Genomic DNA, 12,418 nt, shown 5'->3' with positions numbered 1-12,418 from the left:
TTAAATATAATGTAAGCACTTTCATCTTGTCAATAACAAATTTTAATTAATAATGACGTATCGTTTCCTCGATAATATCCATCATTTTGTTAAATTCAGCTAATGCATGCTGTACATCATGTTTGGCAATACCGTCAAATAACGTACGATGGAACGGATAAGTATTATCAAATAATTCCTTAACGCCGAACGGGCCAGCAAAAAAACGTTTGATTAATTCAGAGATAGATTCATAGACGCTGTGAAGCAGCGGATTAGCGGCAGCATCATAAATATGCTGGTGAAACTTATAGTCAATTGCCGATGTATCCAGACCTCTGTTTTTGCACACATCATACTCTTCTAAACATTGTCTCATCTTCTCGATTTTTTCGTTGCTAATCCGTATAGCAGCAAGCTCTACAGCCTTTCCTTCCAAAGCTCTGCGCACGTCAAGAATATGAAGAAGAAACTTCTTCTCATTCTCAATTTTCACCTTTCCGCTATAGCGATAGGACTCAGAATCATTAACAAATATACCTTTTCCATTCACCACTTTAACAATATCGATAGCTTCAAGATACCTCAGTGCTTCGCGCAAAGAGGAACGTCCTACACCTAATAATTTTGTCAGTTCTTCAGCTGATGGAAGCTTGTCTCCCTCCTGCAAGCCTTTAACCTCGATGTATTTTTGAATCTCTTCTGAGACCAACTCATGGACATTTTGCTTCTTAACTTTCTGAATCATTTCTATCATCCTTTTTACCTTTCAGATAGGTGAATCTTATTCGATTATATGTATTTTGTCAATAAAGCGCTCTCTTTTTGCAAGCATTGCTTACAAGCCGATAGAGTCTGCGTTTACCATTTTCACAACTAATATTTTGCTAGATGAGAGATGAGAATGCTCCTTCGAACATAAAATAAGAAAAACTTGCTTATTTACTTTCTATTTTTTAATTTCGGTATTTCCTATTTAATGATAGTAGAATCTTACCTCCATAAGGGAAAGAGGTGCTGCCATGCTTGAGCAGATTATTCTAGTTAGCAGCTTTACGTTTATTATTCATTTTGCAGAAACGATTACATATTCTCTTCGATTAGCTGGCGTACGTATGGGAAAAATAGCAGTCGCTATATCACTAACTGGCATTATCCTGCTCGTATCGCGAACAGCCAACATGGTGCAAGCACCCCTTATGGGAAAGCTCATCGATTCTGCTAAAACTTCCATGGAGTATTCACTGATTGAGCAATTTCGAATCATAATCTTAAGCGCATCTCTAGGAACAATTGCAGCGATGCTAGCATTTCCAACCGCGGTCATGCTGGCTAGACGAGTCATTGCCCATTTGGAGGTAGCAGGCTCTATCCCAGGCTTGCTGAAAACGACAGTATCTATAGAGAAACTTAAAAACTCGCGTTCACACATCCGTCTGCCAAAGCTGGGAATGCTGGCGCGATTAAGAATTGGCGGTATACCGAAACGATTGTTTTTACTCAACATTATCGTAACCGCGGTCTATACCATTGGCGTGCTTGCTGCTTTACTCGCTTCTTCTATGACGACCGAGCATGCGATTTCCGCATCTCAATCATCAGGGCTAATTAATGGGGTAGCAACGATACTGCTGGCACTTCTTATTGATCCTGAAATCGGCTTATTGACGGATAAAGTGCTAAAGGGAGAGAAAAAAAGCGCTGCGTTAACTAAAGTATTCGGTCTGCTTATGTTGTCCCGTGTGATGGGCACCGTACTGGCACAATTATTGCTCGTACCGGCAGCAACCTTGATATTGTGGGTCGTATCTAGATAAAAATAGAATGTTAACTTGCTTGAGGAGGAAAGTCATGCTGTGGTCACATTTATTTTTCAAGCAGGATCGTTACAAATATTTTCCAAAACATATCGCGATCATTATGGACGGCAACGGGAGATGGGCAACTCGCAAAGGGCTGCCACGAAACGTTGGACACTTTTACGGGATGAAAACGATGCAGAAAATCATAAAAAGATCGATTTCGCTAAAGCTTAGCTGCTTGACCTTATATGCATTTTCAACGGAGAACTGGAGAAGGCCCAAAGCCGAGGTTGATTATTTATTGGAGCTGCCTATCAAATATTTTCAGAATCAAACGATCGAAGAACTAAACAAAAAAAATGTAAAAGTAACTTATATCGGCGACATTAGCTCGTTTCCCGCTCATACGGTGGATGTCATTCAACGAACCTGTGAAATAACGAAGAACAACACTGGCATGCTTCTAAATATGGCTCTTAATTACGGGGGGAGAACTGAAATCCTGCAAGCTGCAAAAAAGCTCATCGCAAGCGGAGCAGACCCGCTCACTTTCGATGAACAATTTGAGAAAACGATCGCTACCTCCGATTATCCGCCGGTTGATTTAATCATTCGGACAAGCGGTGAAAAGAGGCTGAGCAACTTCCTACTATGGCAGGCAGCGTATGCTGAATTATGGTTTACGGATAAAAGCTGGCCGGATTTCAACTATGCCCTATTGAACGATGCGATACAAAATTATTCGAAAAGAAAAGAACGGGAATAATGAACCTGCAAAGACCAAACCCTTCACATATATGAAGAGAATGGTCTTTTTTGTTTGAAAATCAAGCTAGTTTTGTTTCGCTATTTCTACAAACTTGGCATTGAATTGCTGAGCAATCTCATCCAACTGTGGAGTCAAAACATTAGATTTTTGTTTTAAAATGGTAAACTTATTCATTAACGCTGCGATTTCATAAGGGGACCCATCGATTAATCATTTGCATGAGCAGCTTTTTGTTCTTCGCCATTTTTTTGAATTGATTATCGCTTGTTATGCTAATTGCGTTCATCGCCAATACGGGGACGATATGACTTTTAAGCCATATCGTCGAACAATTGTGGACACTGCTGGAGCGTCATCATATCTTTCCAGAGCCAGCCTAACTCTTTTGCATTATTGGAAAGACTACACAAAATAAAAAAGAGAACCATGAGGTTCTCTTTTTTTGCTTGCCTAATTCATTTCTATACCCTATCAATTACACTTGCTAAAACCGCACTGCGTACACTGCTTGCAGCCTTCTATATTAATAAGCGCTGCCGAGCCGCAAGAGGGGCACAAATCTACGGAAGTAGTGTCTACAGCAGCTTTGGAGATCGCCGTATAATCCGCAGACGCTGCTGCTTCTTCTCTTTGCACTATTTTCGCTGCCGTCTCCTGCTCCGTCCCATTCTCCATATGAATCTCAAGCGATTTTGCAACGGCATCCGCAATGGACTCCACTCGGTTGACTCCGAATCCGATCGCCCCCGATCCGCCAATCCCTTTCAAATGCTTGACGAGCAGCTTCACCTTGTTTCCATGATCGCCATAACGCAGAAATAACGAACATACACGCCCTAATGCTTCAGCCATCGCAAACACATCCGAACCTGCCTTGCCTACGTTCAAGAAAATTTCTGCTGGTGTGCCATTCAGATCATTTATCGTAATATAAGCCATGCCAAATGGTGTGTTCACCTTATAGGTCGCACCCCGCAGCACCTGCGGTCTGCGTTTATACTGCTTATCCAGCTCCTGCTCAGGTTGCACGGCTGCAGGGACAACGGCTTCCACCAAATCCGCATCAAATGATGCTTCTGTTTTCTCTTCTTTTGAAGACGTTGAGAGAACTTGAACATCACGACTGCCATCTCGGTAAATCGTCACACCCTTGCAGCCGAGCTCAAAAGCAAGCTCATACAATCTTCCTGTTTCTTCCACTGTGAAATCTGCCGGGCAATTCGCTGTTTTGGAAATAGAGCTGTCTACCCAGCGCTGTATAGCCGCCTGTACCCGAATATGATCCTCTGCCGACAAACTCATCGAGGTTACAAAATAATCAGGAAGCTCCTCCCCCGGATGAGACGCCTTCCAAGACGCTGCAATCGGAACATCTTGTTTATCAAAACCAAGACGACTCTGACGATAGTATTCGAATGCAAAATAAGGCTCGATTCCCGTAGACGTTCCGACCATTGTTCCCGTGCTTCCTGTTGGTGCTTGTGTAATGACCGTCACATTACGCATGCCGTTCAGGGCCACATTGTCGCCAATCTCCGGAAATTCGGCTATCAATTGCTTCATAAATCCGCTCTGAACATATTTATCAGCTTCAAACGCTTGGAACGAACCTTTCTCGGCAGCGATTTCCGAAGACGCCAAATAAGACTCCCTAGCCATAAATCCATACAGCTTATCTAGGAAAACCAATGACTCTGCGCTGCCATATCGGATGCGCAGCTTAATCATAAGCTCAGCTAGTCCCATCGTTCCGAGCCCGATACGCCGCTCAAGCTTCTGATTGCGCTCATTTTCTTCAAAATGATAGGGTGTTTTGTCGATGACATTATCAAGGAATCTTACAGACCAGCGTGTAACTTTAGCAAGTTCATCCCAAGCAACGTCATGCTTCTCTTCATCATAAAACTTCGATAGGTTTATAGCTGACAAGTTACAGACGCCCCAGCCCGGCAAGCCTTGTTCACCGCAAGGGTTCGTACTTATAATGGGATTGAAATACCAGCTGTTCGACATTTGATTATAATACTCCATAAAGACAACGCCTGGCTCGGCTGACTTCCATGCGGATTCAATAATCGCTTGCCATATTTCACGAGCGCGCACCGTTTTGTAGGGGATAACCTTTTTGCCTAGCTTGCGCCATGCATCCAGATCGCCGGTCCATAGCTCGTTATACTCTATATCTTTGGTATCTGGAAATACGAGCTCCCATTCCAAATCTTCCTTTACAGCCCGCATAAACGCGTTGCTGATACATACCGACAGATTGGCATTGGTCACTTGACCCATCGTTTGTTTGACCGTTATAAACTCTAATACGTCCGGGTGCCAATCATTGATCATAAGCATCAAGGCGCCGCGGCGGCTGCCGCCCTGCTCAATGAGTCCCGTTGCATAGCTGAACAGCCCGCCCCATGATACAGCACCGCTCGATGAACCGTTCACGCCTGCAACTATCGCTCTTCGAGGTCGCAGCGAAGATAAATTCATCCCAACGCCGCCGCCGCGCGCCATAATTTCAGTCATCTCCGTGAGTGTTGTCATGATGCCTCCGCGGCTATCCTTTGGTGAGGGAATGACATAACAATTAAATAGCGTCAGCTCTTCACTAGCACCAGCCCCCGCTGCAATTCTCCCGCCCGGAACCAGCTTCCAATCATCTAATAAATATCTGAATTTGTCTCGCCATTCCTTTTGTTTCTCTGATCCATCTTCAACGGATGCCATCGCATCTGCAAGACGATCCCACATTTCCTCAGGCGTTTTCTCAATCGTAAGCGTAAGTTTCTCTGTTGTAGACTCCACATGCTCGCCGTTTCTAAGCTTTACGGTAACCTTGCTGCCATCACGGCCGATAACTTCTCCGACTTCCTTGACAGGGAATTTCGGATCATCCTTCGTTAGAACAAGCACGATATCGCCGATCGCCGTTTTACTCGTATCTGCATTTTTCCACGCATATCGATCCAAAAAGATTTTTTCACTAAGGCCCTCAAGCCGATTTCCACCAGACATCTCCATCGCAGCTGCTTCCTCCCTCATACTAACGTGCTGAAGGCATAGGTAAGATCAGATATGCTTTTAGCACAATATATTGTGTCATAAAACCATTATACTATACTACATATTGATTCACATGCTCGTTTGTGGCGAAATTTAGCAAACCTGTCCGCTTACATGCCCACTCTCGTTATATTGCTAGTCCATCCTCTTTTTTAAGCAGCATCTTATTAATATTAGATGAAAAGGCAATACTAATAACAACTTATCCCTTTTACTGCGGAAGGAGCTGTACTAGATGACATTTCAGACGACGCCGCAGGCTGCCTCAGGTGAAGCAGGCACTGCCGCCTTTACTTCTCGCAAGCTTCATCCTTTAGTTGAGCTGCAGCATGACCGCTCTTGGTTTGAAGAACTGCAAAACCGTTTAACAAAAGGCGGCCCATGGGATGATTGGACGTTATATCAGCTCGCTATGGAGGCCGAGCAAGCGAAACGAATTGAAAGCTTCGAAGAATTGTTATGCTTGCGATCTCTTCCAGCCTTCGAGCCTATGGCACATCAAATCAGCACAGCGCGCAAAGTGGTGCATGAGATGGGCGGCCGTGCGATTTTGGCCGATGAGGTTGGCCTTGGCAAAACGATTGAAGCAGGACTCGTGCTCAAAGAATATATTGTGCGCGGTTTAGCTAAGCGTATTCTCATTCTTGTCCCCGCTTCCCTTGTGCTTCAATGGGTGCGTGAGCTTAATCAGAAATTCGGCATCTCTGCCGTAGCCCAGAAGAAAGAGCATACATGGGGATATGATGTAGTTGTCGCTTCTATCGATACCGCAAAGCGTGATCCGCATCGCGAGATTGTGCTTGGAACAGATTATGACATCATCATCATCGATGAAGCACATAAGCTGAAAAACAAGAAAACGACGAACTATCAGTTTGCTAATCTTTTACGAAAAAAATATTGCTTGCTCCTTACGGCTACCCCTATCCAAAACGATATGGATGAGCTGTTCAATCTCATTACGCTGCTCAAGCCTGGTCAGCTCGGCGGTCAAAGTGAATTTGCAGCAAACTTTGTTGTCGACAAGCGGCTTCCGAAAAATGAAGATCAGCTGCAGGAAGCACTCTCTGGCGTCATGATTCGGAATCGGCGCGGGGACGGCGGCATTCATTTCACGAAACGTTTTGTCAAAAATATACCGCTTACTCTCTCAGAAGAAGAGAAAGCGCTGTACGACGCGGTGACGGGCTTCGTCAAGGAACGGTATGAAGAAAGCGGCGGCGATTTATCGAGCATGCTTTCACTCGTTACGCTTCAGCGTGAAGTATGCAGCAGCCGCGATGCGGTTTTTCTAACGCTTGTTAATCTATTTAAGAAAACGTCCGAGGACTCCCCTATGCGTCCAAAAATATGGGAGCTCGTAGAGAAAATTCGTAATATCAAAGCCAATACCAAAGCAGAAAAAGCGATGGAGCTTGTCAAAGAAATGGATGACAAGGTTATCATTTTCACTGAATACAGAGCTACTCAGGAATATTTGCTGCAGTTTTTCCGTGCTCAAAATATGATTGCCGTCCCTTATCGCGGCGGTATGAACCGCGGGAAAAAGGATTGGATGATGGATTTATTCCGCGGGCGCGCGCAAATCCTCATCGCAACGGAAGCTGGCGGCGAAGGGATAAACCTGCAATTTTGCCACCACATGATTAATTTCGATCTGCCTTGGAATCCAATGAGAGTCGAACAACGCATTGGACGGGTGCATCGCCTTGGGCAAACGGAAGACGTAAAAATCTACAATCTGTGCACAATCGGTACCATTGAAGAGCATATCGTCAACCTATTGCATGAAAAAATAAACCTGTTCGAGCTTGTTATTGGCGAGCTTGATCATATTTTGGAGCGCTTTGAAAAAGGGGATGGCTCGCTGGAGCAGCGACTTGCTCGAATGCTGCTAGAATCGGGCAACGATACGGATTTAAAACAAAAAATTAATCATTTGGGCTCCTCCCTCAGCCGCATTCGTGAAGAGGTGCTGACAGGCGAAAACCCGCTGCCGACAAGTCCCGACCTGCTAGTGAATTTGGATACGCTTGGACAAACCGTGGAGGTGCAGCCTTGAACGAAAAACAGGTGCACAAATTTGTAAACCGCTATTTAGAAGCTACCGAATGCTCAATTTTAGAAAAGTCACCAAGCCATTTCACCGTGAAGCTCTCTCCTCACGCCGACCGTGAACTTACGAATCGTCCCTACTACTGGAGCTTCGTCGATCGTGTCGACGCAGAACCAGAGACGATGACATTCTTGTTTGTAACGGACAAGAATAAATATGACGCTGCCGAGGAGCTCAAAAAAATTGAAGTCGTGAATACCGAACAGGATGCTGCGCTGAACGCGCAAGATACAGCAGCGAATGCCGCTCTTGGGCGTTCGCTAGGCTTCATTCACGGCAGCTTAGCGGCACCCGTTCGCATTCCGCGTGAAGACTTGTTTTTTGGCGCACGCAAGCTCGAGCAAATATTTGATGCTGCAAAAGCTAAGGGCAGCTTCGTCCATTTGTTTCAGGAGCCAGACAAACGCTCGAACAATCCCTTTACCTCGACCCCTTACACCGCATGGCTGTCTGTCAATATGCGGGTAGAGTTCGCTTGTGATCGCAAGCGCGAAGAAATTCATAGCTACGGTGTCTCGCTCGCGACTGGCCAATGTGTGGAGCATTTCTACGATCGCTTGCTTACGCACAAGCTTACGCCTCGCCTGCCTGCAAATATTCACATCACCAAAAATGGCCTCTCCTTCAATAAAGCGCTTAGCATCATAGAGCAAACGCTGGAGCGCAAGCTTCGCAGCTATGATTACAGCTGGGCTGAGAGTGCATCAGCAAGGTTGAAGGAAGAGCTTGATCGAATTAACGGATACTACGAGCCGCTTGTTAATAATGCAATCGAAGAAAACAAACCAGCGATTGAGGAGCAATTCGCTCAGCGTCAATCCGAAATCAGATGGCAATATGAGCCTAGGGTGACTGCGTCCGCCATTAACTGCGGCATCTTTCATCTCGAGGGTATCGATTGACATGGATCTGACGTTATCCGCAGCAATACGTCAAAAAAAGGCGGTCACAAGGCCGCCCTTACGCGACAGGTTGCAACAGCCTTCTTAAAGCTTGTCCTATACAATGATATGGAGGTGATTAATTATGCCAAAAAAATTCATCAAGCTTACAGCGGCATGTGTTTTGACCGCTATTGTATTGTATGCAGGCGGATTGCAGCCACAAGCTGCTGCGGCCGTTTCTAATCCTACAACCATTTATGAGCCTGTTCAGCAGCATGCGCAGCGCTGGGTTGAAGAACTAGCTGTACATCCTTCTTTTGCCGCGTGGAAGAAGTCGACGCTTATTGTTTCTCCTATTGGCCCTGGAACGCATAGCTGGCTTGTGCTTGTCATGCAAAATAAAAATACTGTCGGTTATCTTGTCATTAATGCGGTGGGGTCAGGTGGATATCAACTAGGCGAATACGGAACAAACAGTCATCCATTATTCGATGAAAGCACACTTACACGAGCGATTAAGCAGCTCGAGCTTCTAAAGCCTGCAACCCAAATTGATCGAATATATGTTCATCCTCTCCTTGCCGCATGGAAAATAACGACAGAGAAAGAAACGTATTATGCAGATGCTGTCAGCGGTGAATCGCTCCCTGCCAAGAAGGAAGATTGGACAAATGCTGCCGCAACTAAGCTTGATAAAGCGGCTCCATTACTTAACACTCAGAAAGCAGTCCTTATTAAACAAGTCTCACTGCCGTCATTTAATCCATTCGATAAGCTTCCCTGGCTAACGAATAAACCCATCACATTGAGCTCCAATTCCTACACACCTCTCTTTGCCAAAATAAACAACAAAGAACAGCTCCGCTTTACCGCTGAGCTGTTTGATGGCCAGATGTTATATGTCTGGTCTGTCGTCGGATATAACAAATGGGATAACGGTCAAATCTATGTCGCGCTTGAAGCAAGCGAGGATGGTTCTGATCGCCGCTATATTCCCCTTCAGCTTTTAATCGAGCTTGGTCACTTTTACCGATGACGCTCAGCGCGTCCGCGCCACCATAACATTACACTCACTGGTCCCCATCCGAACCAACGCGTCAGCCAAGGCTCTCTCCGAGATTTGGCTAATACGTTGGTTTGTTTCCGTTCTTCTCTTGGTGTCTCCATATAATTTATAAATTTTTCGGTCATAAATTTTACGTATTCATCGCCTTTTGCCATGCTAATCAGTCCTTTCAATACCGTATGAATTAATAATTTAAGTTTGCCCCTTAACCATCCAATCTAAACATGCATGAGTTTCCCTCCAAACAGCCACGCTAACCGTATGTCAAAGAAATCTGGAGGAACAATCAGCATGTTTCGTAAAATGGCACTAACCTTTGTTGTAGTATGGCTGGCTGCTTCCAGCAGCTCATCCAGCGCTTTTGCATGGCCTCTTTTGCCGGTAGGCTACAATCAGGACTGGGCGCTTCCGTCAACTGTCGTCATCATCGATGCTGGACATGGCGGAATTGACGGGGGAGCCTCATCAGCTGATATTTTAGAAAAGGACATTAATTTAGCTGTTGCGCGTAAGCTGTATTTTATTTTGCGAAGCCAAAACATACCGGCTATACTCAATCGAACCGGCGACTATGCACTCAGTGACGATAATCGTTGGCATAATACACGTTCGAGACATCGTAAAGATTTATCGCAGCGCCGGCAATTAACCGATGAAATTGAAAGTGAACTGCTCATTAGTTTGCATGTCAATTGGTCTAAGAAAAGTATGCAGAAAGGCCCTCTAGTGCTGCATCAGAGCAGCGGTGAAAGCTCGTTGCTTGCATTTTGCATACAAGATGCGCTTAATCGACAACAAAATACGGCTTTCCTCCCAAGGGAAGGAAAACCGTTTTATTTACTTAGAAGGGTGCAGGACCCTGCTGTTATCGTAGAAATGGGCTTTATTAGCAGCGAGCATGATCGTACGATGCTGACAGATCCGCAGCGTCAGCAAGAAGTTGCTGAAGCGATTGCTTCAGGGATTAGGCAATACAAGTGGATCGTTCATTGATTCTCCGCCAATAAGCGCAGTCAGCTTCACGAATCTCACGGTAGGCTGCATCGCAGGTATGGACTGATGGAGAACCGAGGATGTATATTTCCCAGGTGCTCCAACATGTCCGATCGTGATGCAGCTGTCATGTGACTCCAAATGCTTGCGAAGCACGCCGATTTGTTTGGATATATGCTGAACGGTATAAACGTCATCAAGAAAAACATCATTGGAGACAGTCGGCACGCCCAGCTCTTTGGCTAATTTGGGAACAACCGTTTTGAAGGTGGTCCGGCTATCTAGAAAAAAGAGCCCCCGCTCCTTGCACACGCTTAGCACAATTCGCATCATTCGCTCATCTGCTGTCACCTTTGAGCCCATATGATTATTCATCCCAATGGCATGAGGCACATCGTCAATGGCATCCTCTACCCGTTTACGCACCTCTGCATCGCTTAAATCAGTTGTGAGCGCTCCAGGGCCTAACCAGCTTTTTAGCCCTTTGTTCGGTTCCATCGGCATATGAACAATGACATCATGGCCAAGCCTATACGCTTCCTCTGCATCCTTCTTAGTCGTTGGCATAAAAGGCATAATCGCCGCTGTAATTTTGACTGGAAGCTTCATCATTTCCTCAGTTCCGCTCATGTTATTGCCAAAATCGTCAATTACGATTGCCACTGGCTTCCGTTCATCCACCTGCGCAGCCGCACTTATCCCTTTAGCTGAACTTTGAGCAGAAACATGATTATAGCTGAGCGGACTCATAGCAGCTGAAAGTGCACTCAGCAGCATGACTGCCGCAGCTGCCTTAGCAACCGATGACCATCTCAATTTACGAAATTTCTGTATTTCTCTTTCCTCAATTAATTTATGCTGTCTGCTCATTGCTGCACGCACCTTTCACCGTTTGCTGTTATTGTTTGTGAAAATGCTGGAAAATATGCGAATGCAGCATAATATCAGAAGCATAAACCTAACTTATAAATATAAAAAAAGAGACCTGATTTAGGCCTCTCTTGTCATTGATTCCTATTTATAATTTATTCGAACTTAAATTTCTGTGAACAATTTAGTTATATACAACTTGTTGTTTAAGCGTGAGCGACTGGATGTGGTGCAAATGTTACTTTTCCGCCTGCTAATGATGCCACTCTTGCCAATGAATGTACAAGATAACCATGCTCGATCAGCTTTTCACGTCCTGGCTGGAACGCCTTCTCGATCACGATGCCAATTCCGGCTACCGATGCACCCGCTTGCTCAACGATTCGAGCCAAACCAAGTGCTGCATCGCCGTTTGCTAGGAAGTCATCTATAATGAGGACACGATCTTCAGCTGCCAAAAACTTGCGTGAAACAGTAACTTCACTTTCCTCTTGCTTCGTAAAGGAATAGATTTTCTCGGTATAGAGATCATCCTTAAGTGTCAGCGACTTGCGTTTACGCGCAAATATTAACGGCACGTTCATTTGCAGAGCGGCCATAACCGCAGGTGCGATGCCTGAAGACTCCAGTGTAAGTACCTTCGTAATTCCTTGCGCTTCGAATAGGGAAGTGAACGTTTTACCTATGGCAAGCATAAGCTGCGGATCTACTTGATGGTTTAAGAATGAATCCACCTTCAATACATTGTCATTAAGGACGATTCCTTCTTGCATGATTTTTTGCTCTAATTGCTCCACAGCATTTTCCCCCATTTTTATAAAATATTGTTGACTATTCCAGCTTACTCATGATACGATATTTTTTGTTAAAACATGT

11 protein-coding genes are annotated in these 12,418 nt (G+C 45.0%); 6 read left to right on the top strand and 5 right to left on the bottom strand.

The genetic code is table 11. From position 1 onward, the window contains the following. Window positions 1–46: 46 nt before the first annotated feature. Window positions 47–727, bottom strand: coding sequence for a FadR/GntR family transcriptional regulator (locus AB4Z50_RS23815; RefSeq protein WP_441882855.1), 681 nt, complete (start codon window positions 725–727; stop codon window positions 47–49). Window positions 728–1,001: 274 nt separating this feature from the next. Between AB4Z50_RS23815 and AB4Z50_RS23810 the strand changes: the two genes are divergently transcribed. After that, a complete protein-coding gene (locus AB4Z50_RS23810; RefSeq protein WP_441882853.1) occupies window positions 1,002–1,796 on the top strand; it encodes a lipid II flippase Amj family protein in 795 nt (264 codons plus the stop codon). A gap of 34 nt (window positions 1,797–1,830) precedes the next feature. Further along, window positions 1,831–2,547 carry a polyprenyl diphosphate synthase gene (gene uppS / locus AB4Z50_RS23805; RefSeq protein WP_441882851.1) on the top strand — a complete coding sequence of 239 codons (717 nt, stop codon included), beginning with the start codon at window positions 1,831–1,833 and terminating at the stop codon, window positions 2,545–2,547. A 474-nt stretch (window positions 2,548–3,021) separates the two neighbouring features. On the opposite strand, the gene AB4Z50_RS23800 is transcribed toward uppS, so the two are convergent. Further along, a complete protein-coding gene (locus AB4Z50_RS23800) occupies window positions 3,022–5,571 on the bottom strand; it encodes an adenosylcobalamin-dependent ribonucleoside-diphosphate reductase (protein ID WP_441882849.1) in 2,550 nt (849 codons plus the stop codon). A gap of 277 nt (window positions 5,572–5,848) precedes the next feature. On the opposite strand from AB4Z50_RS23800, the gene AB4Z50_RS23795 reads away from it, so the two are divergent. The 3 genes from AB4Z50_RS23795 to AB4Z50_RS23785 all read left to right on the top strand — a co-directional run bounded on the left by AB4Z50_RS23795 (window position 5,849) and on the right by AB4Z50_RS23785 (window position 9,649). Continuing rightward, the gene (locus tag AB4Z50_RS23795; RefSeq protein WP_441882847.1) at window positions 5,849–7,675 is read left to right on the top strand and encodes a DEAD/DEAH box helicase; all 1,827 of its coding nucleotides are present in this window, start codon (window positions 5,849–5,851) and stop codon (window positions 7,673–7,675) included. Continuing rightward, window positions 7,672–8,631: a YqhG family protein gene (locus tag AB4Z50_RS23790; protein ID WP_441882845.1), complete on the top strand. Its 960-nt coding sequence runs from the start codon at window positions 7,672–7,674 to the stop codon at window positions 8,629–8,631. The genes AB4Z50_RS23795 and AB4Z50_RS23790 overlap by 4 nt, the downstream gene beginning before the upstream one ends. Window positions 8,632–8,755: 124 nt before the next feature. After that, the gene (locus tag AB4Z50_RS23785) at window positions 8,756–9,649 is read left to right on the top strand and encodes a hypothetical protein (RefSeq protein ID WP_441882843.1); all 894 of its coding nucleotides are present in this window, start codon (window positions 8,756–8,758) and stop codon (window positions 9,647–9,649) included. Here the strand turns inward: AB4Z50_RS23785 and AB4Z50_RS23780 are convergent. Further along, window positions 9,640–9,852, bottom strand: a complete 213-nt coding sequence (locus AB4Z50_RS23780; RefSeq protein WP_441882841.1) for a YqzE family protein — start codon at window positions 9,850–9,852, stop codon at window positions 9,640–9,642. The genes AB4Z50_RS23785 and AB4Z50_RS23780 overlap by 10 nt on opposite strands. 118 nt (window positions 9,853–9,970) lie before the next feature. Here AB4Z50_RS23780 and AB4Z50_RS23775 point away from each other — a divergent pair, with 118 nt between their 5' ends. After that, window positions 9,971–10,672: an N-acetylmuramoyl-L-alanine amidase family protein gene (locus AB4Z50_RS23775; protein ID WP_441882839.1), complete on the top strand. Its 702-nt coding sequence runs from the start codon at window positions 9,971–9,973 to the stop codon at window positions 10,670–10,672. Here the strand turns inward: AB4Z50_RS23775 and AB4Z50_RS23770 are convergent. Both AB4Z50_RS23770 and AB4Z50_RS23765 read right to left on the bottom strand, forming a co-directional pair. Continuing rightward, window positions 10,637–11,542 (bottom strand): divergent polysaccharide deacetylase family protein, encoded by a 906-nt coding sequence (locus AB4Z50_RS23770; RefSeq protein WP_441882837.1) that lies wholly within the window; start codon window positions 11,540–11,542, stop codon window positions 10,637–10,639. The two genes, AB4Z50_RS23775 and AB4Z50_RS23770, sit on opposite strands and share 36 nt — an antisense overlap. Before the next feature lie 206 nt (window positions 11,543–11,748). After that, on the bottom strand, window positions 11,749–12,339 hold the full coding sequence (locus AB4Z50_RS23765) for a xanthine phosphoribosyltransferase (RefSeq protein ID WP_441882835.1): 591 nt from the start codon (window positions 12,337–12,339) through the stop codon (window positions 11,749–11,751). Window positions 12,340–12,418 lie beyond the last annotated feature (79 nt).

The organism is Paenibacillus sp. 2TAB26 (assembly GCF_052115145.1).
Lineage (GTDB): Bacteria > Bacillota > Bacilli > Paenibacillales > Paenibacillaceae > Pristimantibacillus.
Note: the sequence above shows the minus strand (reverse complement) of the source record. Positions and strands in the feature narration are given on the sequence as shown.